This is a genomic window from Stenotrophomonas maltophilia, assembly GCF_047782825.1.
Lineage (GTDB): Bacteria > Pseudomonadota > Gammaproteobacteria > Xanthomonadales > Xanthomonadaceae > Stenotrophomonas.
The window spans coordinates 202564-223832 of record NZ_CP180589.1; the positions used below are offsets into that span (position 1 = coordinate 202564).

General features: G+C 67.5%; 18 protein-coding genes. 11 read left to right on the plus strand and 7 right to left on the minus strand.

The window, feature by feature from the left end:
• Window positions 1-3 precede the first annotated feature (3 nt).
• Genes ACM2ZB_RS00955 through ACM2ZB_RS00975 form a run of 5 tightly spaced genes read left to right on the plus strand, consistent with a single transcriptional unit; the run spans window position 4 to window position 7112 of the window.
• The gene (locus ACM2ZB_RS00955; RefSeq protein ID WP_416057071.1) at window positions 4-1344 is read left to right on the plus strand and encodes a sugar ABC transporter substrate-binding protein; all 1341 of its coding nucleotides are present in this window, start codon (window positions 4-6) and stop codon (window positions 1342-1344) included.
• Entirely contained in the window at window positions 1341-2222 is an 882-nt protein-coding gene (locus ACM2ZB_RS00960) for a carbohydrate ABC transporter permease (protein WP_416057072.1), read from the plus strand. The genes ACM2ZB_RS00955 and ACM2ZB_RS00960 overlap by 4 nt, the downstream gene beginning before the upstream one ends.
• Window positions 2219-3055, plus strand: coding sequence for a carbohydrate ABC transporter permease (locus ACM2ZB_RS00965; RefSeq protein ID WP_313437688.1), 837 nt, complete (start codon window positions 2219-2221; stop codon window positions 3053-3055). Before ACM2ZB_RS00960 ends, ACM2ZB_RS00965 begins: the two co-directional genes overlap by 4 nt.
• A complete protein-coding gene (locus ACM2ZB_RS00970; RefSeq protein WP_416057073.1) occupies window positions 3052-6219 on the plus strand; it encodes a discoidin domain-containing protein in 3168 nt (1055 codons plus the stop codon). Before ACM2ZB_RS00965 ends, ACM2ZB_RS00970 begins: the two co-directional genes overlap by 4 nt.
• Before the next feature lie 2 nt (window positions 6220-6221).
• Complete coding sequence (locus tag ACM2ZB_RS00975) at window positions 6222-7112, plus strand: endonuclease/exonuclease/phosphatase family protein (protein WP_416057074.1); 891 nt, start codon at window positions 6222-6224, stop codon at window positions 7110-7112.
• A gap of 168 nt (window positions 7113-7280) precedes the next feature.
• Here ACM2ZB_RS00975 and ACM2ZB_RS00980 read toward each other — a convergent pair whose 3' ends face one another.
• Entirely contained in the window at window positions 7281-10559 is a 3279-nt protein-coding gene (locus ACM2ZB_RS00980; RefSeq protein ID WP_416057075.1) for an Rne/Rng family ribonuclease, read from the minus strand.
• Window positions 10560-10966: 407 nt separating this feature from the next.
• Here ACM2ZB_RS00980 and ACM2ZB_RS00985 point away from each other — a divergent pair, with 407 nt between their 5' ends.
• Window positions 10967-11941: an RluA family pseudouridine synthase gene (locus tag ACM2ZB_RS00985; protein WP_416057076.1), complete on the plus strand. Its 975-nt coding sequence runs from the start codon at window positions 10967-10969 to the stop codon at window positions 11939-11941.
• Between the two features lie 98 nt (window positions 11942-12039).
• Here the strand turns inward: ACM2ZB_RS00985 and zupT are convergent, their stop codons facing one another.
• From zupT to ACM2ZB_RS01000, 3 genes are all read right to left on the minus strand, one after another.
• The gene (gene zupT, locus ACM2ZB_RS00990) at window positions 12040-12849 is read right to left on the minus strand and encodes a zinc transporter ZupT (RefSeq protein WP_313437676.1); all 810 of its coding nucleotides are present in this window, start codon (window positions 12847-12849) and stop codon (window positions 12040-12042) included.
• A 100-nt stretch (window positions 12850-12949) separates the two neighbouring features.
• Window positions 12950-13366 carry an energy transducer TonB gene (locus tag ACM2ZB_RS00995; RefSeq protein ID WP_313437674.1) on the minus strand — a complete coding sequence of 139 codons (417 nt, stop codon included), beginning with the start codon at window positions 13364-13366 and terminating at the stop codon, window positions 12950-12952.
• Entirely contained in the window at window positions 13363-13713 is a 351-nt protein-coding gene (locus ACM2ZB_RS01000; RefSeq protein WP_416057077.1) for a 4a-hydroxytetrahydrobiopterin dehydratase, read from the minus strand. The genes ACM2ZB_RS00995 and ACM2ZB_RS01000 overlap by 4 nt, the downstream gene beginning before the upstream one ends.
• A 90-nt stretch (window positions 13714-13803) precedes the next feature.
• On the opposite strand from ACM2ZB_RS01000, the gene ACM2ZB_RS01005 reads away from it, so the two are divergent.
• Both ACM2ZB_RS01005 and ACM2ZB_RS01010 read left to right on the plus strand, forming a co-directional pair.
• A complete protein-coding gene (locus tag ACM2ZB_RS01005) occupies window positions 13804-14403 on the plus strand; it encodes an NfuA family Fe-S biogenesis protein (protein WP_313437673.1) in 600 nt (199 codons plus the stop codon).
• A gap of 10 nt (window positions 14404-14413) precedes the next feature.
• Window positions 14414-16168: a hypothetical protein gene (locus ACM2ZB_RS01010; RefSeq protein ID WP_416057078.1), complete on the plus strand. Its 1755-nt coding sequence runs from the start codon at window positions 14414-14416 to the stop codon at window positions 16166-16168.
• A 61-nt stretch (window positions 16169-16229) separates the two neighbouring features.
• Here ACM2ZB_RS01010 and ACM2ZB_RS01015 read toward each other — a convergent pair whose 3' ends face one another.
• Together ACM2ZB_RS01015 and ACM2ZB_RS01020 are read right to left on the minus strand one after the other, a co-directional pair.
• Complete coding sequence (locus ACM2ZB_RS01015; RefSeq protein ID WP_313437670.1) at window positions 16230-16643, minus strand: barstar family protein; 414 nt, start codon at window positions 16641-16643, stop codon at window positions 16230-16232.
• Window positions 16640-17098, minus strand: coding sequence for a ribonuclease domain-containing protein (locus tag ACM2ZB_RS01020; protein ID WP_313437668.1), 459 nt, complete (start codon window positions 17096-17098; stop codon window positions 16640-16642). The genes ACM2ZB_RS01015 and ACM2ZB_RS01020 overlap by 4 nt, the downstream gene beginning before the upstream one ends.
• A gap of 224 nt (window positions 17099-17322) precedes the next feature.
• Here ACM2ZB_RS01020 and ACM2ZB_RS01025 point away from each other — a divergent pair, with 224 nt between their 5' ends.
• Window positions 17323-17934, plus strand: a complete 612-nt coding sequence (locus ACM2ZB_RS01025; RefSeq protein ID WP_079222465.1) for a superoxide dismutase — start codon at window positions 17323-17325, stop codon at window positions 17932-17934.
• Between the two features lie 92 nt (window positions 17935-18026).
• Here ACM2ZB_RS01025 and ACM2ZB_RS01030 read toward each other — a convergent pair whose 3' ends face one another.
• Window positions 18027-18878: an endonuclease/exonuclease/phosphatase family protein gene (locus ACM2ZB_RS01030; protein ID WP_313437665.1), complete on the minus strand. Its 852-nt coding sequence runs from the start codon at window positions 18876-18878 to the stop codon at window positions 18027-18029.
• Between the two features lie 162 nt (window positions 18879-19040).
• On the opposite strand from ACM2ZB_RS01030, the gene ACM2ZB_RS01035 reads away from it, so the two are divergent.
• The gene (locus tag ACM2ZB_RS01035; RefSeq protein WP_416057079.1) at window positions 19041-20606 is read left to right on the plus strand and encodes an oligopeptide:H+ symporter; all 1566 of its coding nucleotides are present in this window, start codon (window positions 19041-19043) and stop codon (window positions 20604-20606) included.
• Window positions 20607-20618: 12 nt separating this feature from the next.
• The gene (locus ACM2ZB_RS01040; protein WP_313437659.1) at window positions 20619-21242 is read left to right on the plus strand and encodes a rhomboid family intramembrane serine protease; all 624 of its coding nucleotides are present in this window, start codon (window positions 20619-20621) and stop codon (window positions 21240-21242) included.
• The last annotated feature ends 27 nt before the right edge of the window (window positions 21243-21269 follow it).

Here is a 21269-nt window from a genome sequence, read left to right on the forward strand (position 1 = left end):
AAGGTGCACGATTGGATTGACCGCCTGCGACGCTGGGCCCTGCCTGCCATGGCCGCCCTGGCCATCGCCGGCTGCGCGCGCACCGAGCAGGGCACCACCACGGTGCGCTTCTGGGCAATGGGCCGCGAAGCGGAAGTGGTCAGCGAGCTGATCCACGAGTTCGAAGCTGAAAACCCCGGCATCAAGGTGGATGTGCAGAACATCCCCTGGACGGCCGCGCACGAGAAGCTGCTGACCGCCTTTGCCGCCGACGGCCTGCCCGATGTCTGCCAGCTGGGCAACACCTGGGTGCCCGAGTTCGCCGAACTGGATGCACTCACCCCGCTGCAGCCGTTCGTGCAGCGTTCGGCCGTGGTCGATCCGAAGGACTACTTCCAGGGCATCTGGGATACCAATGTGATCCATGGCGAGCTGGTGGGCGTGCCGTGGTACGTCGATACCCGCCTGATCTACTACCGCAAGGACCTGCTGGCCAAGGCCGGGTTCGACCACCCGCCGCGCACCTGGGCCGAGTGGGACCAGCAGATGGCCGCGATCAAGAAGATGCAGGGCCCGAACCGCTACGCGGTGCTGATGCCGATCAACGAATTCGAGCAGCAGCTGTCGCTGGCCCTGCAGCAGCCTGACCCGCTGCTGCGCGACGATGACACCCGCGGCAACTTCGCCAGCCCCGGTTTCCGCCGCACCCTGGCGTTCTATTCGAACATGTTCGAACAGGGCTGGGCACCGAAGATGTCCGAGACACAGATCTCCAACGTCTGGGATGAATTCTTCCGCGGCTTCAACGTGTTCTACATCTCCGGCCCGTGGAACATCCGCGAGTTCAAGAAGCTGCAGCCGAAGGAACTGGAAGGGCAGTGGGGCACCGCCGCCCTGCCGGGCCCGGACGGTCCAGGTGCCGGCATCGCCGGTGGCACCAGCCTGGTGATCTTCCGCAAGTCGCAGCAGAAGGAAGCGTCGTGGAAGCTGATCGAGTTCCTGTCGCGGCCGGAAATCCAGGCCCGCTTCCATTCCATCATCGGCGACCTGCCGCCGCGCCGCAGCACCTGGAACGCCCCGTCGCTGGCCAATGATCCGCTGGCGGCCGCCTTCCGCGACCAGCTGGAGCGGGTCAAGCCCACGCCGAAGGTGCTCGAATGGGAGCGCATCGTGCAGGAAATGCGCATCGTCACCGAAAAGGTGGTGCGTGGTGGCCTGCCGCAGGACAAGGCGGTGGAGGAGCTGGACCAGCGCGTGGACAAGGTGCTGGCCAAGCGCCGCTGGATGCATGAACAACAACGCCTGCAGCGCAGCGAAGCCCCCTCGGGTTCGACCAGTGCCGTAGCGGTCGGGAGCCCGCAATGAAACGTACCTCGCTTGCCGGCTGGATCTTCGCCGGTCCCTCGCTGATCGTGCTGGGCCTGTTCTTCGGCCTGCCGGTGGCCTCGGCGCTTGCGCTGAGCGTGACCGACTTCGATCTGTATGCGCTGGCCGACGGCAGCAACCTGCGCTTTGTCGGCCTGGGCAACTACATCGATCTGCTGCAGACCCCGATGTTCTGGAAGTCGCTGTGGAACACCACCTACTTCGTGCTGATCGGCGTTCCGCTGTCCATCGGCGTGTCGCTGGGCGCGGCGATGCTGCTCAACGCACCGGCGGCGCGCTTCAAGGCCCTGTTCCGCACCGCGCTGTTCGCCCCGGTGGTGACCACCCTGGTGGCGGTGGCGGTGATCTGGCGCTATCTGTTCCATACCAGCTACGGCCTGGTGAACTACGGGCTGGGCCATATCGGCATCAGCCCGATCGACTGGCTGGGCGACCCGAACTGGGCCATGCCCACCATCATGCTGTTCGCGGTGTGGAAGAACTTCGGCTACAACATGGTCATCTTCCTGGCCGGCCTGCAGGCCATCCCGCATGACCTGTACGAGGCCGCGCGCATCGATGGCGCCTCGCGCTGGAAGCAGTTCCTGCACATCACCCTGCCGATGCTGGGCCCGGTGCTGCTGGTGGTCGGTGTCATCACCGTGTCCGGCTACTTCCAGCTGTTCGCCGAACCCTACGTGATGACCCGCGGCGACCCACTGCAGAGCACCGTCAGCGTGCTGTATTTCATGTTCGAGGAAGGCTTCAAGTGGTGGAACCTGGGACGCGCCTCGGCTGTGGCGTTCCTGCTGTTCCTGATCATCCTGGCGGTGACCACCGTGATGCTGCGTTTCGGCCGCAAGAGGCAGTTGGTATGAGTCGTGAAATCGGCCAGTCGCGCTGGCACCCGTGGATGATCAATGGCGCGTTGCTGGTGCTGGCCCTGGTCAGCCTGGCGCCGCTGTTGTGGATGCTCTCGGTGTCGTTCATGCCGCAGGGCGAGGCGACCCATTTCCCGCCGCCGCTGCTGCCTTCGCACGTGACCACCCGCAACTACCTTGAGCTGTTCGCACGCACCGGCATGGGGGGCAACTTCGCCAACAGCCTGCTGGTGTCGGTCGGCATCACCCTGGGTTCGCTGCTGCTGAACACCATGGCCGGCTATGCCTTCGCCAAGCTCAACTTCGTCGGCCGTGAACGCCTGTTCCAGGTGCTGATGGCCGCGCTGGTGATCCCGGCGCAGGTGGCGATGCTGCCGCTGTTCCTGCTGATGAAGCAGCTGGGCCTGGTCAACAGCTTCGGCGGCGTGATCGTGCCGGCGCTGGCCAGCGTGTTCGGCATCTTCCTGGTGCGCCAGTACGCCCGTTCCATTCCGGACGAGCTGCTGGAGGCGGCCCGCATCGACGGGGCAGGGGAGCTGCGCATCTTCTTCCAGATCGTGCTGCCCATGCTCAAGCCGGTGCTGGTGACCCTGGCCATCTTCACCTTCATGGGCGCATGGAACGATTTCATGTGGCCGTTGATCGTGTTGACCGACCAGGAGCACTACACTCTGCCGGTGGCCCTGGCCACCCTCTCGCGCGAACACATCATGGACGTGGAAATGATGATGGCCGGCGCGGTGGTCACCGTGGTTCCGGTGCTGGCGCTGTTCCTGGTGCTGCAGCGGTACTACATCCAAGGTCTGTTGCTGGGGAGCGTCAAGGGATGAAGCGTGCGGTCGCCGTTGGATTGGGTCTGTTGTGGACGTCCCTGGCGATCGCCGCCCCACCGGCGCTGCCGGCACCGAAGGTGCTGGATGATTTCGACGACATCGGCGCGTGGAAGCTGGTGTTGTCCGACCAGGTCAGCGGTTCGCTGCGGCCGGTCAACGGTGCCGGCGGTGGCCGCGCGCTGTGCCTGGATTACGACTTCCACAAGGTGTCCGGCTACGTCGGCATCCGCCGCGCGCTGAATATCGAGTACCCGGCCAACTACCGGTTCGGCTTCCAGCTGCGGGGGGATTCGCCGCGCAACGACCTGCAGTTCAAGCTGATCGACGCCAGCGGCGACAACGTGTGGTGGGTCAACCGGCCCGGCTACAGCTTCAGCAAGACCTGGGCGCCGGTGGAGTACCGCCGCCGGCAGATCGACAAGGCCTGGGGGCCGTCGCCTGAAAAGGAGATGGCACGCAGTGCTGCGGTCGAGTTCACCGTCTACAGCAAGGTCGGTGGCCGCGGCACGGTGTGCTTTGACAAGCTGACCCTGCAGGGCCTGCCGCCGCAGGATGATTCACCGCTGCGCCCGGGCGTGATTGCCGATACGGCCACCGCGCTGCAGGAACGGATGATCGACGGCAGGAGCGATACCTTCTGGGTCAGTGGCGGGGTCAAGCAGCAGACCATCAGCCTGGACCTGCACAAGAGCCGCGAGATCGGTGGTGCGGTGATCGACTGGCTGCCCAGCCTGGAGGCCACCCGCTATACGGTGCGCACGTCGGAAGATGGCCGCGACTGGCGCACCGTGCGCGAAGTGACCGGCGGTGGTGGCGGCCGGGACTGGCTGGCGCTGCCCGATACCGATGCGCGCTACGTGCGGTTCGACCTGCAGGATGGACCGAACTGGCGCTATGGCATCCGTGACATCGCGCTGAAGCCGCTGGCGTTCGCAGCCACGCCCAATGCGTTCCTGTCTTCGGTGGCCGGCGATCTGCCGCGTGGCGCGCTGCCACGTGCCTACGTGGGCGAGCAGCCCTACTGGACCCTGCTGGGCCTGGATGGCGGCCAGGAACAGGCGTTGATCAGCGAGGATGGTGCTCTGGAGCCGGCCAAGGGCAGCTTCAGCATCGAACCCTTCATCCGCCTGGACGGCAAGCTGCTGGACTGGTCGAAGGTGGCCATCAGCCAGTCGCTGCAGGATCGCTACCTGCCGATCGCCACCGTGGACTGGGTGCATGAGAAGGCCGGGCTGTCGGTCACCAGTTTCGTGCAGGGTACGCCTGATCGCGCGCAGCTGATCGGCCGTTACCGCCTGAGCAACCCGGACAAGGTCGCCCACGAATACACCCTGGCGCTGGCGATCCGCCCGTGGCAGGTCAACCCGCCCACCCAGTTCCTCAACACCACCGGTGGCTTCAGCCGCATCGACGCGCTGGACGTGGGCGAGCAGCTGGTGCGCATCAATGGCGAGCCGCGCGTGTACCCGCTGCAGGTGCCGGATGCGCGCTTTGCCTCGACCTTCGACGGCAAGCTGGATGCGATGCACCTGGCATCGGGCAGGTACCCGGCCAGCACGGCGGTGAAGGACAGCACCGGCATGGCGTCCGGTGCGCTGCTTTACACCCTCAAGCTCGAACCCGGGCAGAGCCGCGAGGTGGCCATCGTGCTGCCGCAGACCGGCGGCTGGAAACCGCAGGCGCTGGACGTGGCCAAGGCGCAGCAGCAGGTTGCGGCGATGTGGCGTGACAAGCTGGGCGTGGTCAACCTGCAGGTGCCCGATGCTGGCAAGCCGCTGGTGGAAACCCTGCGCACTGCGGTGGCGCACATGCTGATTTCGCGCGTCGGCCCGCGCCTGCAGCCGGGCACGCGTTCGTATGCGCGCAGCTGGATCCGCGATGGCGCGATGATTTCCGAAGGCCTGCTGCGCATGGGCCGCAGCGATGCGGTGCGTGATTACGTGACCTGGTATGCGCCCTTCCAGTTCGAGAACGGCAAGGTGCCGTGCTGCGTTGACGCCCGTGGCAGCGACCCGGTGCCGGAGAACGACAGCCATGGCGAGCTGATCTACAACATCGCCGAGTACGGCCGTTACACCGGCGATACTGCCTTCCTCGAGCAGATGTGGCCGCACGTGCAGGGCGCCTTCAACTACATGGAGCAGCTGCGCGCCAGCGAGCGCACCGAGGAAAACCGCGCGCGCAATCCTGCCTTCTACGGGATGATGCCCGCCTCGATCAGCCACGAAGGCTATTCGGCCAAGCCGATGCACTCGTACTGGGACAACTTCTGGGCGCTGCGCGGCTACAAGGACGCCGCACAGCTGGCGGCCCAGCTGGGCAAGGTCGAAGCGATGCAGATGAGCGAATCGCGTGACCAGTTCCGCGATGACCTGCAGGCCTCGCTGCTGTCGGCCATGCAGCAGCACCGCATCGACTACCTGCCGGGTTCGGCCGAGCTGGGCGACTTCGACGCGACCTCCACCACCATCGCGCTGGCCCCCGGTGGCGAACAGGGCCGGCTGCCGCAGGAAGCCCTGGACGCGACCTTCCAGCGCTACTGGAACGAGTTCGTGGCACGCCGCGATGGCAAGCGCGAATGGAAGGACTACACCCCGTACGAATGGCGCAATGTCGCTGCCTTCGTGCGCCTGGGCTGGCGTGACCGCGCCTGGCAGGCGACCGAGTTCTTCTTCAAGGACCGCGCGCCGCAGGCCTGGAACCAGTGGGCCGAGGTGGTGTCGCGCACCCCGCGCAAACCGTTCTTCGTCGGTGACCTGCCGCATGCCTGGGTGGCTTCGGACTTCGTGCGCTCGGCGCTGGACATGTTCGCCTACAACCGCGATGTGGATGATGCGCTGGTGCTGGCCGCCGGCATTCCCACCGCGTGGCTGCAGGGCGAGGGGATCGCCGTACAGGGCCTGCGCACGCCGCAGGGCCAGTTGAACTACCGCCTGCAGCGCAGCGACAAGCAGCTGGTGCTGGACGTGCAGCCGGGCCTGGTGCCGCCGGCCGGTGGCGTGGTGCTGCCGTGGCCCTACAGTGGCGAACCGGGCCAGGCCACCATCAACGGTGAACCGGCCGAATGGATCGACCGCGAACTGCACGTGCACCAATTGCCGGCGCGGGTCGAGATCGAGGTGCCCAGCGCGGTGCGCCGCGCCGAACGCAAGGGACAGTAAGCATGGAGCAGCGGTGGGGAAGGGCGGGCAGCGGCCTGCGCGCCCTGGGCCTGGCGATCGCCCTGGCATTGCCGGGGCTGGCGGTGGCCGCATCGCCGCCGGTTGCGGCTACCAGCGAAAGCGCCACCGCGCCGGGCATGGGCATGGGCATGGTGACCTTCAACCTGCACCATGACCGCGAGGACTGGCCGACCCGGCGCCGCACCATCGTGGCCGAACTCAAGCGCCTGCAGCCCGATGCCATCGCGCTGCAGGAAGTGATCCAGCGCCGCAACGTGCGCAACCAGGCGCAGTGGCTGGCCAGCCAGCTGGGCTACCAGTATGTGTTCGTGTCCACCGATCCGGTGGGCGCGCCCAAGCGCTACGGCAACGCGCTGCTGACCCGGCGCCCGATCCTGGCCCGTGGCGAGCACCTGCTGCTGCCGTTGGATGACTACCGCACCGTGGCCCATCTGCGCATCGACGTGGAGGGTCGCCCGGTGAACATCTACGCTACCCATCTGAACGAACGCAGCGACGAGCGCGGGCAGGGCATCCGCCGGACCCAGGTGGAGGATCTGCTGCGCTACATCGCCAGAACCTCCGCCGGTGCGCCGGTGGTGATCGCGGGCGACTTCAACGCCCTGGTCGACGCCAACGACCTGAGTGAGCTGCGCAGCCACTACGGCGACAGCTACGGCAGCGTGCACGTGAACACCGACCTGGCCGGGGTCAGCACGCTCAACCGCCACTATTACCAGGCGCCGTCGCGCATCGACCACATCTTCTTCCAGCAGGATGAGCTGGTCGCGCGCGAAGCGAAGATCCTGTTCGACCAGCCCGACGACGGCGGCCGCTGGGCCTCGGATCACTACGGCGTCTGGACCCGGCTGCAGTTCGCCCCGGCACGCTGAAATCGCCGCGCTTCATGCTCTGGCAGGTGCCAGCCCTGATTGGCACGGGCGTATCCGCGCGCATTGAATCAATGGCTCCGACCAAGATTGGCAGCTACCAGAGGCACAAACAAAAACGGCGGGGATCATCGATCCCCGCCGTTTCGTTTTCAGACGATCAATGAACGATCAGTTCGCCGGCGGCGTGCGCTTGGCGGCTTCTTCGTCTTCGTCCGACGCCTGGGCTTCGGCCGCCTGGCTGGCCGCATCGGCGTGGCCATCGGCCACCGGGTCGACCGACGGGGTCACCACGGCTTCGGCCACCGGGGCGGCGGCTTCAACCGGCGCGGCTTCCACCACGACCGGAGCGACCGGCTGTTCGGTCACCGGCGCGGTCTCGACAACCGGCTGTGCTTCCACTGCCGGTGCGGCCTCGACCACCGGAGCGGCCTCCACAGCGACCGGCTTCGATTCGACCACCGGAGCCGCCTCAGCGACCACCGGCTTCGACTCGACCACCGGGGCGGCTTCTGCCACGACCGGTGCCGGTTCGGCTGCCGGGGCGACCTCGACCGCGGCCGGGGTCACTTCAGCCACCGGGGCTGCAGCAACCACCGGCTGGACCGGGGTAGCGGCGTCGATCGCGTCCAGCATGCTGGTCTGCACCGGCTGCGGCTTGGCTTCGGTCCTTGCAGCGGCGTCTGCCGGTGCCTGCACGTCGGTCACGACCGGGGCGACCGCCTCGACCACGGCGCTGCTCACGGCAAGCACCGGGGCGGCAGCGGCAACCGCCACCGGCGCGCGCGCCGGCTTATCGGTTCCCACGGCGACCGGCTCGACTTCGTCATCGAAGTCGAATTCGGGCTGCGAGCGGGCCGGCTGCCGTGCGGCGGCGGCCGGGGCAACGGCATCGGCACCCTGTTCGGCAGTGTCCATGCTGTCGCCGTCATCACCTTCGTCACCGTCGTCCTGGTCATCGCCCAGGGCGTCGGTACCGGCGGCATTCTCGGCGCCACCGCGACGACGGCGACGGCCACCGCGACGCCCGCGACGACGGCGGGTTGCGCCTTCGCCGGCCTGTTCGCCGTTTGCATCGGTCGCCGCGTCTTCACCGGCCGCGGCAGCGACCGCCGCCTCGGCTGCGGTGTCCCCGCTGGCAGCGGTGTCGATCACCGCAGTGGTCTCCGTCTGAGCGCGCTCCACGTGGGCAGGCTCGGCCGGGGCAGCGACAGCCACCGGGGCCGTCGCTTCCTGTGCAGTCACCACGTTGGCGGCAACCGCAGTGGCGGCCACGGCAGCGGCAGCGGTGGTGGCATCGGCCGGAGCTTCAGCGGCGGTGCGCTGCGGCTTCTCGGCCGGCTTGTCGCCATCCTGCTGCGGACGCGGCTGCTTGGGCTGCTTCAGCTTCGGCTGCTGCTGCGGGTTCTGACCCTGGCCCTGCTGCTCGTTGCGCGGCTGCTTCTGCTGCTGGCCGTCCTTCTGCTGGGCGTCCTTCTGCTTGCCCTGCTGCGGCTGCTGCTGGGCATTGCCGTTGTTGTTGCCACCCTGGCGGCCGTCCTTGCGCTGCTCACCGCGGTCCTTGCGGTTGCCGCCGTCCTTCTGCTGCGCATTGCCGTTGCCGCCGTTGCCACGGCTGTCGTCGCGACGGTCCTTGCGGTCCTTGTTGCGATCCTTGTTGCGGTCCTTGCGGCCGCCATCCTGCTGCGGCTGGCGGGCTGCCGGGGCCGGAGCGGCGGCCGGAGCCGGCTCGCCACCGAAGATGCGCTTCAGCCAGCCGACCACGCCGCCACTGGCGGCAGGTGCCGGGGCAGCGGCGACCGGTGCCGGGGCCGGGGCGGCCACCGGTTCGGCTTCGGCACGCACCGGGGCCGGTGCGGTGTGCTTGACCTGGGTCACGGCCGGCGGCGGGATGTTCAGCTGGCCCTTGGTCAGGGCGTGCACCGGCAGCTTGCGCGGGGTGCCGCGCTGGTAGCTGGGCTTGCTGCTCTCTTCACCCAGCTCGTTCTCGCGCAGGCGGGTCACGGTGTAGTGCGGGGTGTGCAGCTGCTCGTCGGCGACGATCACGATCGGCGCTTCATGGCGCTGCTCGATCTCACGCAGGGCGCTGCGCTTCTCGTTCAGCAGGTAATTGGCGATTTCCACCGGGGCCTGGACCAGCACCTGCCCGGTGTTCTCCTTCATCGCATGCTCTTCGGCGACGCGGATGATCGACAGCGACAGCGACTCGACGCTGCGCATGCGGCCGTGGCCGTCACAGCGCGGGCAGACGATCTGGCTGGATTCACCCAGGCTCGGGCGCAGGCGCTGGCGGCTCATTTCCAGCAGGCCGAAGCGCGAGATGCGGCCGACCTGGACGCGCGCGCGGTCGTACTTCAGCGCGTTGGCCAGGCGGTTCTCGACCTCACGCTGGTGCTTGTTGGAGGCCATGTCGATGAAGTCGATCACCACCAGGCCACCCAGGTCGCGCAGGCGCAGCTGGCGGGCCACTTCCTCGGCCGCTTCCAGATTGGTCTGGAAGGCGGTGTCCTCGATGTCGCTGCCCTTGGTGGCGCGCGAGGAGTTCACGTCCACGGCGGTCAGCGCTTCGGTCTGGTCGACCACGATCGAGCCGCCCGACGGCAGGCGCACGTTGCGCTCGTAGGCGCCTTCGATCTGCGATTCGATCTGGAAGCGGTTGAACAGCGGGATGTCGTCCTTGTAATGCTTGAGCCTGCGCAGGGTCTGCGGCATCACCTGCTGCATGAACTCGCGGGCGTGCTCGTACATCTCCTCGGTGTCCACCAGGATCTCGCCGATGTCGGCGCGCAGGTAGTCACGCAGGGCGCGCACGATCAGGCGCGATTCCTGGTAGATCAGGAACGGGGCCGGCTTGCTCAGCGCGGCCTCGGCAATGGCGCGCCAGACGTTGAGCAGGTAATCCAGATCCCACTGCAGCTCTTCCGCATCGCGGCCGACGCCGGCGGTACGGATGATCACGCCCATGTCGTCGGGGATGTTCAGCTTGTCCAGGGCGTCCTTCAGGGCGGCCCGGTCTTCGCCCTCGATGCGACGGGAGACACCGCCGGCGCTGGGCGAGTTCGGCATCAGCACCATGTAGCGGCCGGCCAGCGAGATGAACGTGGTCAGGGCGGCGCCCTTGTTGCCACGCTCTTCCTTGTCGACCTGGACGACGATCTCCTGGCCTTCCTTCAGCAGTTCGCGGATGCCGGCCTTGTTGTGGTCGACACCGGCCTGGAAGTAGTCGCGGGAGATTTCCTTCAGCGGCAGGAAGCCATGGCGGCCACCACCGTATTCGACGAAGGCCGCTTCCAGCGAGGGCTCGATGCGGAAGATCCGGCCCTTGTAGATGTTGGACTTCTTCTGTTCCTTCGCCGGCTGCTCGATATCGATGTCATACAACGACTGGCCATCGACGATGGCAACACGCAGCTCTTCGGCCTGCGTGGCGTTGATCAGCATTCGCTTCATTGTTGCGTTCCTCGCAAGCGGCTACCGCGCGGAACGCCATGGGGTTTCGCCTCTGGACACGGTTCACCGCCCATTCGCGCATGCGCGGGGAGGGCGGCTTGGGTTTCCAGCGCTACGACACCACGGCAGGCCGCGGGAGCGCTTCACTTTTCTGGTTTTGGGGTGTTGCAGGGCCGGCGGCAGCTGTCAGCCAGGCTGGAGCGCCACACGGGACATGTTCAGCACGGTTGCGTGTCAGGCATCCGGCGATGGCCGGGAAGGCCGGTGAGCCGCTAACATGGCCGCCCCGCGGGCGGTGGTCGCGCACTGTGCCGGATTCGTCGGAAGCTGGGCTTCTGGCCCTGAGTAACTTCCAACAAAATCAATCCCTTATCTCGCCCCCCGAGTGTAACAGAATAAACAGCCAGATGACTGCCCCAGACCCCACCAAGCCCGCCGGCGACAAGCCTTCCGTGCGCATGATCACCGTTCCCGAGGACCGTGCCGGCCAGCGCCTGGACAATTTCCTGCTGGGCCAGTTGAAGGGCGCCCCGCGCAGCCTGGTCTACAAGCTGGTACGCAGCGGACAGGTCCGCGTGAATGGCGGCCGGGCCAAAGCCGAGCGCAAGCTGGAGGCGGGCGACGAGGTGCGTGTGCCGCCGGTTCGTCTCACTGAAGAAGGAGACAAGGCTGGCCCGCCCGAGTCGTTCATGCGCCGGCTGGAACAGGCCATCGTGTTCGAGGATGCGCGCCTGCTGGCCCTGAACAAGCCCACCGGCGTGGCCAGCCACGGCGGCAGCGGCATCAGCTTCGGCGCCATCGAGACCCTGCGCGCCCTGCGCCCGGGGCAGACCCTGGAGCTGGTCCACCGGTTGGATCGCGACACCTCAGGCCTGCTGATCGTGGCCAAGAAGCGCTCGGCCCTGAGCGAACTGCAGGCGCTGCTGCGTGAAGACCATGGCGCCGGCATCCGCAAGCGCTACCTGACCCTGCTGGCTGGACGCATGCCCGACGGGGTGATGACCGTGGACGCACCGCTGCACGTCGGCCTGCGCCAAGGGGGCGAGCGCCACGTGCAGGTCAACGCGATCGGCAAGGAATCGATCAGCCACTTCCGGGTGCTGGAACGCAAGGGCGGCCATTCCTACTGCGAAGTGCGCATCGAAACCGGGCGTACCCACCAGATCCGCGTGCATGCCCAGCATCTGGGTCATCCGGTGGCCGGTGACGACAAATACGGCGATCCGGCAGTCAACAAGCGGCTTCGTGAGCAGATCGGGCTGAAGCGCCTGTTCCTGCACGCGGCCTCGCTGGAGTTCGCGCTGGACGCAGGCAAGACCCCGTACGTGCTGAACGCACCGCTGGCTGACGAGCTGGTGGAGGCGCTGGATCGTCTCCGCTGAAGGTTGCCCCGGACGCCGGTCACTGCCGCCAGGCATGGCCTGGCGCTACCTGGGGGCGGTAGATCCACGCCACGCGTGGATGCGCGTTGCGAAACCCCTCACCACTTGAACAGCACCAGGCTGATCGCCAGCGTGCCCATGCCCGCCACAAGGCCATACACGGTCTCGTGGCCCTTGGCGTAACGCTTGGCCGCCGGCAGCAGCTCGTCCAGCGCCAGGAACACCATCACGCCGGCAATCAGTCCGAACACCCAGCCGAACGTGGCGTGCGACAGCGAACCCTTCAGCAGGAAGTAGCCGAGCACTGCGCCCACCGGCTCGGCCAGGCCCGACAGCAGGCTGGCGGCGAAGGCGTGCAGCTTGCTCTGCGTGGCGAAATACACCGGCACCGCAATCGCGATGCCTTCGGGAATGTTGTGGATGGCGATGGCGAAGGCCAGCGGCATGCCCACTGACGGGCTTTCCACGGTGGCGAAGAAGGTGGCCAGGCCTTCCGGGAAGTTGTGCGCGGTGATCGCCACGGCGGTCAGCAGGCCGACCCGCTTGATGTAGGCCTTGTTGTTGTCGCGGAATGCCGGTTCCTTCGAATCCAGCGTCTCGTGCGGGTTCGGGATCAGGTGGTCGATGGCCACGATCGCCAGCACGCCCAGCAGGAAGGCGATGGTGCCGTAGGTGAACCCGCTGCGCTCGCCGTAGGCCAGGGCAAACGAGGCGATCGACTTGTTCAGGATTTCCGACAGCGACACATACACCATCGCGCCGCCGGCAAAGGCCAGGCCGAACGCCAGCAGGCGTGGGCTGGGGCGCCGCGAGAACAGCACCAGCAGGCTGCCAAGGGCGGTGGCCAGGCCGGCCGCGAGAGTGACCGCCAGGGCGATCCAGAAGTTTTCCGGGGAGATCTGCAGCATTTACCGACGCGTTCCTGGTCGTTCAGCGAACGCCCCGGCAGTGGCCGGGGCGGCAAGGGCGAGGAGGCGGGCGTCGGCTGGCCGGGTCACGGGGCGGCGGTCAGCCGCCGCGGCGCATCCGTTCTTCAATGGCGAAGCACTGGTCCGGCTTCGGCTGCGGCGGGTTGAAGCTGACCGGCACCTGGATGGTGGCCGGCACGGCCGCGCCATTGCGGGTGGCGGCCTTGAACTGCCAGCCCTGCACCGCGGTGCGCGCCAGTTCGTCCAGCTGCGGGTTGCCCGCGCCGGTCAGCAGGGCCACCTCGCTGGGCTTGCCATCGGTACCGATGGTGACCTTGAAGGTGCTGGTGCCACCCACGCCCATGCAGGCCAGTTCCAGCGGGTACTGCGGCGGCGGGGTCTTCACCGCGGCCACCTCGGTGGGCGGTGCGGCCGGCGGTGCCGGTGGTTCGGAGGAACCGCAGCCGGCCAGGCCGGTGGCGGCCAGCAGGGACAGGCTCAGCAGTCGAACGTTCATTTCACGTGCTCCGTCAGGGCCGAAGTCTTGGCCGCGCAGATGAAGTCGTTCTCGCTCAGCCCACCCACGTCGTGGGTGGAATAGCGCACGACGGCGCGGTCGTAATGCACGCCCAGGTCCGGGTGGTGGTCCTCGTGGTGGGCGATCCAGGCCAGCGCGTTCACGAAGGCCATGGTGGCGTAGTAATCCTTGAAGCGGAACGTGCGCACCAGCGCCTGGCTGGCTTCAGCCAGCTCCCAGCCCGGCACCTGCGGCAGCAGTTCGGCCAGGCGGGCTTCGCCCAGCTTGTGGTCGCTGCCCTTTCGCGGCACGCAACGGGCTTGTGCCAGCGGAATCAGGTCGGACATGGGTTCCTCCACCTCGTGTTGACTGAACAATGCGCCGGCCGGTGTATAAACCGAATGAGCGGCCGACGCTGACTTGGCTAGAATAGCCTGATGATCCAGATCTCCGACACTGCCCAGACCCATTTCCGCAAGCTGATCGAACGCGAGGGCGTGCCCGGCATGGGCGTGCGCCTGAGCGCGGTCGATCCCGGTACCCCGCGCGCCGACGCCCGTCTGGAGTTCGCCGAACCCAGCGACCTGTCCGGTGACGAGTGGGCCGTGGACTGCGATGGTTTCACCCTGTATGTGGACGCGCGCAGCGTGGCCTGGCTGGACGGTGCCGAGATCGACATCGTGCCCGGCGCGGCCGGCACCCAGCAGCTGACCATCAAGGCACCGCGCATCAAGGGCGAAGCGCCCGGCGAAGCGGCCTCGCTGGTGGAGCGCGTGCACTGGGTGGTGGAAAACGAGGTCAACCCGCAGCTGGCCTCCCACGGCGGCAAGGTGGCGGTGCAGGAAGTTTCCGCCGACGGCGTGGTGCTGCTGCGCTTCGGTGGTGGCTGCCAGGGCTGCGGCATGGCCGATGTCACCCTCAAGCAGGGCATCGAGAAGACCCTGATGGGCCGCGTGCCGGGCGTGACCGCCGTGCGCGACGCGACCGACCACGACAGTGGGCACGCGCCGTACATTCCCCGCGGCAACGCCGCCTGATCGCCAACGCGTGCCTCTGCCCAGAGCCGAGCAACTGATCGACCTGCTGCTGGCCCGCCAGCAGCACCCCCTCATCCTCGAAAAGCGCACCCGCCTGCCGTACGGCTGGGCGATCTGGCTGCGCTCGTTGAAGCCGCTGCCGCGGCCGTTCCATGCCAGCGACGTGATCGCGGTGTTGCTGCCGCGGCCATTGCCGGGCCGCCCCGGCCGCGTGCCGGCGCTGGGCCCGTGGGCTGCAGCGCGGCGGCTGTTCTGGCAGGACTGGGATCCGGCCCCGCGCGACCAGCGCTGGATGCGCTGGACATCGGCGCTGGCCAGCGCGCTGCTGCACCTGCTGTTCTTCGTGCTGCTGCTGTGGGTGGCGGTGATCCGCACCACGGCGCCGGAGGATGCAGGTGCCGAGGGCGAGCGCGTGCAGATCGAATTCGTTGGCCGTGGCGCGCAGGAAGGTGGCGGCGACCGGGCCGGCGCGGAGGCTGCCGCGGCGGCGGCTGCCGGTGCGGTGGCAAGCGGCCAGGACGCCGGCGAAGCCAGCGCGCCGCGTCCGCAACCGGCTGCAGCGGCTGCGCCGGTCCCGGCGGCCGCAGCGCCGCCGGCTGCCAGTGCCGCGCCACCTGCGCAAGCCGAACCTGCACCGCAGGCTGCGCCACCGCCGGTTCCGGTGCAGGCGACCGAAGTGGCCCAGGCCACCACCGATTTCGTGGTGCCGCCGGTCAGCGTGCCGCGCACCGAAGTGAACATCGTGCCGCGAGACAGCACGCCGGCGGTGCGCGAGCGCAGCGTGCAGACCGTGCAGGCGCCGTCGCTGCCGGCCGTGCGCACACCGGCGCTTGCGCTACCGGCACCGCAGCAGCGCGATCTGCAGGTGCGCGAACGCGAGATCACCACCGTTGAAGCGCCCGTCGTGCAGCAGGCGCTGCGCACGGCCGACGTGCAGGTGCAGCTGCCGCAGCGCGAACTGCAGGTGCGCGAGCGCGATGTCCAGGCCGTGGTCGATCCGCAGGTGCGCATGGCCGCCGTGCCCGGGCGCGAGCCCAGCGTACGTGCGCCGGCGGGGCGCGAGGTGCAGGTGCGCGAACGCGCTGTGGCCAATGCCCCCGTGGCGGCACCTTCGCCGTCAAGTGGCAGCAGCGCCACGGCGACGCCATCGCCGGCCGGCAGTGCCAGCGCGTCCAGCGCGACGAACACACGCCCTGCGGCCACCGCCAGCGCGCCCGCGCAGGCCGGTGCGCGGCCGGCGCCGAATCCGGGCAACTGGGCCACGCCTGCCAAGGGCGATGACTGGGGCGCGTCCAGCCGCAACCGCGATGGCGCGCAGCAGGGCGCCGCCCAGGCCAGCACCCGCGGTGCCGGGCAGGGCCTGTTCAATGCCGATGGCAGCGTGCGCGTGCCGGGCCAGGAAGGCGAAGGGGCCGCCGAGCGTGGTGCACCGGGCGGGGCCAACGACGGCTGGACCAAGGAGCGCATCGCCGAGTCGGGTCGATGGCTCAAGCGCCCGCCGTACGACTACACGCCCACCTCGTTCGACAAATACTGGGTGCCGCAGGAATCGCTGCTGGCCGAATGGGTGCGCAAGGGCGTCAAGGCCATGGAGATTCCCTTGCCGGGCACCAGCACGAAGATTTCCTGCGTGATCTCCATCCTGCAGGCCGGTGGTGGCTGTGGCCTGACCGATCCGAACATGCAGGACCAGCCGGCCGTGGCACGACCACCGCCGGACATCCCGTTCAAAAAAGAACTGCAGGAAGATAACGGCAGCCGGTAACGGCGGACTGTCCGCCGCATGCCGCGCTGCGCGCTCGCCGGGCGTGGCCCGGCGCTACCGTTTACTCGCTCTGTGAGAGAAACACCCAGAACGGCACGTCACGCCCCACCCAGTCGCGGCTGGCTTCGTCCAGCACATCCAGCAGCGTGTCGAAGTCCTTGCCGGTGCTGGCACGCAGTGCGTCCACATCCGCCAGGAACAACGCATAACCCGGTGCGGGCAGCCACTGCAGATCCCGCAGGTTGTCCGCCAGTGCATCCCAGTTGCCGCCAAAGCCGGCCGGGAAATCCATCTGTGCGGCCAGCCGCGCCAGCAGGGTGCGCTTGTCGGTCACCCCCTGCAGATCAATGCGGATCACCTTCAGCGACGCATCGCGCATGGCCGCGGCCAGTGCACCGATGTCACCGGTGTCGATGGCGTAGACGCCAGCGTTGTTGATGTCGTGCAGGCCGAGGCCGAAATCATCATGGCTCATCGGTGTTCTCCCGGGGCCGGTACGGTGAAGCTGCGGAACGATGCGTAGTGATCGTCGGTGTAGTACCACGCTTCCGGCGGGTCGCCGCCGGTGACGATGCGGCGCGTGCCACGCGTGCGTGCGCCGGGGGTGTCCACGGTGTATTCGCGGTAGTAGCCGCGCGGGCGCTGCGGCAGCTGCGCTTCGCGGTTGCCGAAGGTGCTGCCGTCCTGGCGGTGCGGATAGGGGCCGCCACGCTGGATCAGGGCGATGGTCTGCCGCGCTTCGGCCGGCAGGAAGCCGGGCAGGCCATCATTGCGGGCCTGGCGGCTGCTGGCTGCGGCTGGCGCGGTGGCCGCGCTGCCCTGCAGGTCGGGTGCGAACTGCGGGGCCGGTGGGCGTTGCAGGAAATGGTTGGCGACCAGGCCCAGCAGGAGCAGGGCGATGGCGGTGATCAGCAGCCGGGGGTTGCGCATGGGCCAGGGCAGGCAAGAGTGGTGCGTGCACTGTAGCGCCTGGGCGCTGCATGGTGCATGAGGATGCGCGGCCGCGTCACCGCTGCGTAACAATTGCCGGTGTGATCACCCGCAGGACGCAATTTCCTTTACATCCCCCTTGGTAATCTTGCGGTCTGTCCCCATCATTCAACGCGCACCGCCCGACGACGCCGTCGGGTGCCCTCGCTATCAGGAGATGCATCATGGCCTACACCCTGCCCAAGCTGTCCTACGCCTACGACGCGCTGGAACCGAACATCGATGCGGCGACGATGGAAATCCATCACACCAAGCATCACCAGACCTACATCAACAACGTCAACGCTGCGCTGGAAGGCACCGAGTACGCCGACCTGCCGGTTGAGGAGCTGGTGAAGAAGCTGAAGTCGCTGCCGGAAAACCTGCAGGGCCCGGTGCGCAACAACGGTGGTGGCCATGCCAACCACTCGCTGTTCTGGACCGTGATGGCGCCGAACGCGGGCGGCAACCCGGTGGGTGACGTGGCCAAGGCCATCGACAAGGACCTGGGTGGTTTCGACAAGTTCAAGGACGCCTTCACCAAGGCTGCGCTTACCCGTTTCGGCAGCGGCTGGGCCTGGCTGAGCGTGACCCCGGACAAGAAGGTCGTGGTGGAAAGCACCGGCAACCAGGACAGCCCGCTGATGGAAGGCAACACCCCCATCCTGGGCCTGGACGTGTGGGAACACGCGTACTACCTGAAGTACCAGAACCGTCGCCCGGAATACATCGGCGCATTCTTCAACGTGATCGACTGGAACGAAGTCGAGCGTCGTTACCAGGAAGCAATCGCCTGATTGCGGTAATGGGATGAAATGAAGAGGCCGGGGGAAACCCCGGTCTTTTTGTTTTCCTGTGACCGCATCTGCCCGCCAGCGGCCGGCACCACCTATTCGGTTGTAGCCGGCACACCCTGCAGCCGCAGCGTGGCCATCACGCCCAGGCGCAGGCCGGGCAGGTCGCCGTCGGCGGGCAGCAGGATCGCCTGCTGGCGGATGCCGCCGAAGTGCTTGACCTGGAACAGCACGTCCAGGCCATGGCCGGTCGCGCCGCCACCGCTGGCTGCCGGGGCCTCCGGCCTGCCACCAGGATTGCGCCGGGCCGGCTGGAAGCCTGGCGTGCTGCGCACCAGTTCGGGCGTGCTGGCGGCGAAGTCGCCAGCGATCAGGCTGGGCATGCCTTCGGCGGTGGCGCCGATCCAGGTCATCAGGTCGCTGGTCTGGTGCTGGCGCGCAGTGGCATCGTCCGGCTCCGGGCGCAGGCGCGCCACGTACACGTTCACCAGGGCCTCGCCCAGCTTCAGTCGCATCATGCCGGCGGCACTGAAGGTGCCGGGCGGATGCAGCAGGGTCACGCCATCCTCGCTCACCGGCAGCCGGGTCAGCATGGCGTTGCCATGGCGCAGGGTCTGGCTGGGTGGATCGGCGGTGACGAAATCGCAGCTATAGCGCAGCCGGCTGGCCAGCCAGCAGGCCGGGTTGCGGCCCTGCTGCTGCAGCACCTGCTGCACCGAGATGACGTCCGGCTGCAGTTCGGTCAGCAGTTGCAGCACCTGTTCGCGGCGCTGCTTCCACTGCGCGTCGTCGCGGCTGGGCAGCTCCAGTGCGGCCACTGTCAGCTGCCGGGCATCCGTGTCCGCCGTTCCCGGCACCGGCGCCGCCTGCGGACGCGCCCACGCGGGAACGGCCAGCAGAAGCACAAGGCAACCAAGCAGGAGGGGGGCAGGGGGGAAGCGGCGCATAACGATAAGTTTACGCTTTTGCCGTGCAGGTGCCGTGACTTCCGGCAGGGTTGTCGCGTCCTGCCATGGATTTGCGGCGCTGTCATGCAGCCCTGCAGCGTGCTTCGGAAGCCCGGGTTCCGGTAACCTTGCGCCTTTCGCTTTGCAGGAATGCCTTACAGGATGAGCCACGACGCAGTCGCCCCCATCGCCGGCCAGGGAAAGATGCCGCGCCAGATTCCGTACATCATCGGCAATGAGGCCTGCGAGCGGTTCAGTTTCTACGGGATGCGCAACATCCTGGTGCAGTTCCTGATCACCTCGCTGCTGCTGCAGGAAATCACTGCAGAAGGCCGCGCCGGTGAAGCCAAGGACATCATGCACAGCTTCATGATCGGCGTGTATTTCTTCCCGCTGCTCGGTGGCTGGCTGGCCGACAGGTTCTTCGGCAAGTACCACACCATTCTCTGGTTCAGCCTGGTCTACTGCGCCGGCCACCTCTGCCTGGCGCTGTTCGAGAACAGCCGCGAGGGCTTCTTCCTGGGCCTGGGCCTGATCGCGCTGGGTGCTGGTGGCATCAAGCCGCTGGTGGCCTCGTTCATGGGCGACCAGTTCGACCAGAGCAACAAGCACCTGGCCAAGATCGTCTTCGACGCCTTCTACTGGATCATCAACTTCGGCTCGCTGTTCGCCTCGCTGCTGATCCCGCTGGTGCTGAAGAACTGGGGCCCGCAGTGGGCCTTCGGTATTCCCGGCATCCTGATGTTCGTCGCCACCTTCGTGTTCTGGCTGGGCCGCAAGCGCTATGTGCTGGTGCCGCTGCCGCCGAAGGATCCGCATTCGTTCGCCAACGTGGTGCGCACCGCGCTGACCGCGCGCGTGGCCGGCCAGGGCCGTCCGGGCCTGGTGATGGCCATTGCCGGCCTGGTGCTGGCCGCCGCCTCGTTCGGCCTGGTCGGTTCGCTGGGCATCGTGATCTGCCTGTGCCTGGCGCTGGTGGCCATCCTGGCCGGCATCGGCGGCGGCACCTGGCTGCAGCTGGACCGTGCCCGCGCCCAGCACCCGGCCGAGGCTGTGGAAGGCGTGCGTTCGGTCTTGCGCGTGCTGGTCATCTTCGCCCTGACCACGCCGTTCTTCTCGCTGTTTGACCAGAAAGCATCGACCTGGGTCCTGCAGGGCCAGCAGATGCAGATGCCGAGCTGGTTCACCGCCTCGCAGATGCAGGCACTGAACCCGCTGCTGGTGATGATCCTGATTCCGTTCAACAACCTGGTGCTGTACCCGGCGCTGCGCCGCTTCGGCTTCGAGCCGACCGCGCTGCGCCGCATGACCGCCGGTATCGCCTTCAGTGGCCTGGCCTGGGTCGTGGTCGGTGGCATCCAGGTGGTGATGGACGGTGGCAACGCCATGTCGATCTTCTGGCAGATGCTGCCCTACGCGCTGCTGACCTTCGGTGAGGTGCTGGTGTCGGCCACCGGTCTGGAGTTCGCCTACAGCCAGGCCCCGCAGGCCATGAAGGGCGTGGTGATGAGCTTCTGGAACCTGACCACCACCATCGGCAACCTGTGGGTGCTGCTGTCCAATGCAGCCGTGCGCAACGATGCGGTCACCCACCAGATCGCCAGTACAGGCCTGAGCGAGGCGGCGTTCCTGATGTTCTTCTTCGCCGGTTTCGCATTCGTCGCGGCGTTGGCCTTCGGTTGGTACGCGAAACGCTATCGTATGGTCGACAACTACCGTACCGCCTGAGCCTGAACTGACATGACCCCCGTCAATCTGCTGTTGATCGCCATCACCGCCCTCCTGTCGTGGATGGCGTTCAACAACCGCAAGCTGGCCGACCGCATGATCCTGTGGCCGCCGGCGGTGGACCGCCATCGCCAGTACGACCGCCTGATCACCTACGGCTTCATCCATGCCGACTGGTCGCACCTGATCTTCAACATGATCACGCTGTTCTTCTTCGGCGGACAGATCGAGAAGGTGATGGTGGGGCTGACCGGCAGCTGGCTGACCTATCCGGCGTTCTACCTGGGGGCGCTGCTGGTCTCGATCCTGCCCAGCTACCTGAAGAACCAGAAGAACCCGAACTATCTGAGCCTGGGGGCGTCGGGTGCGGTGTCGGCGGTGCTGTTCGCCTTCATCCTGCTCAGCCCGTGGACGATCATCCTGGTGTTCTTCATTCCGGCGCCGGCCATCATCTATGCCGTGTTCTACGTCGGCTACAGCATCTGGATGGACAAGCGCGGCGGTGACCGCATCAACCACAGCGCCCATCTGGCCGGTGCGGCGTTCGGCGTGATCTTCATGCTGGCAATGAAGCCGGCCATCTTCGGCCACTTCCTTGGCCAGCTGTCCAACCCGACCTTCAGCCTGGGCGGCTGAAGGCGGCCGCGGGTCGGGTCCTGCCGG

Bases quoted from the DNA above. Each gene is read 5' to 3' on its own strand.
- ACM2ZB_RS00995 (WP_313437674.1), bottom strand. From the start codon at position 13,366: ATGAACGTTCGACTGCTGAGCCTGTCCCTGCTGGCCGCCACCGGCCTG.
- ACM2ZB_RS00960 (WP_416057072.1), top strand. From the start codon at position 1,341: ATGAAACGTACCTCGCTTGCCGGCTGGATCTTCGCCGGTCCCTCGCTG.
- ACM2ZB_RS00985 (WP_416057076.1), top strand. From the start codon at position 10,967: ATGACTGCCCCAGACCCCACCAAGCCCGCCGGCGACAAGCCTTCCGTG.
- ACM2ZB_RS01025 (WP_079222465.1), top strand. From the start codon at position 17,323: ATGGCCTACACCCTGCCCAAGCTGTCCTACGCCTACGACGCGCTGGAA.
- zupT (WP_313437676.1), bottom strand. From the start codon at position 12,849: ATGCTGCAGATCTCCCCGGAAAACTTCTGGATCGCCCTGGCGGTCACT.
- ACM2ZB_RS01035 (WP_416057079.1), top strand. From the start codon at position 19,041: ATGAGCCACGACGCAGTCGCCCCCATCGCCGGCCAGGGAAAGATGCCG.
- ACM2ZB_RS00970 (WP_416057073.1), top strand. From the start codon at position 3,052: ATGAAGCGTGCGGTCGCCGTTGGATTGGGTCTGTTGTGGACGTCCCTG.
- ACM2ZB_RS01040 (WP_313437659.1), top strand. From the start codon at position 20,619: ATGACCCCCGTCAATCTGCTGTTGATCGCCATCACCGCCCTCCTGTCG.
- ACM2ZB_RS01020 (WP_313437668.1), bottom strand. From the start codon at position 17,098: ATGCGCAACCCCCGGCTGCTGATCACCGCCATCGCCCTGCTCCTGCTG.
- ACM2ZB_RS00980 (WP_416057075.1), bottom strand. From the start codon at position 10,559: ATGAAGCGAATGCTGATCAACGCCACGCAGGCCGAAGAGCTGCGTGTT.
- ACM2ZB_RS01030 (WP_313437665.1), bottom strand. From the start codon at position 18,878: ATGCGCCGCTTCCCCCCTGCCCCCCTCCTGCTTGGTTGCCTTGTGCTT.
- ACM2ZB_RS01015 (WP_313437670.1), bottom strand. From the start codon at position 16,643: ATGAGCCATGATGATTTCGGCCTCGGCCTGCACGACATCAACAACGCT.
- ACM2ZB_RS01005 (WP_313437673.1), top strand. From the start codon at position 13,804: ATGATCCAGATCTCCGACACTGCCCAGACCCATTTCCGCAAGCTGATC.
- ACM2ZB_RS00965 (WP_313437688.1), top strand. From the start codon at position 2,219: ATGAGTCGTGAAATCGGCCAGTCGCGCTGGCACCCGTGGATGATCAAT.
- ACM2ZB_RS01000 (WP_416057077.1), bottom strand. From the start codon at position 13,713: ATGTCCGACCTGATTCCGCTGGCACAAGCCCGTTGCGTGCCGCGAAAG.
- ACM2ZB_RS00975 (WP_416057074.1), top strand. From the start codon at position 6,222: ATGGAGCAGCGGTGGGGAAGGGCGGGCAGCGGCCTGCGCGCCCTGGGC.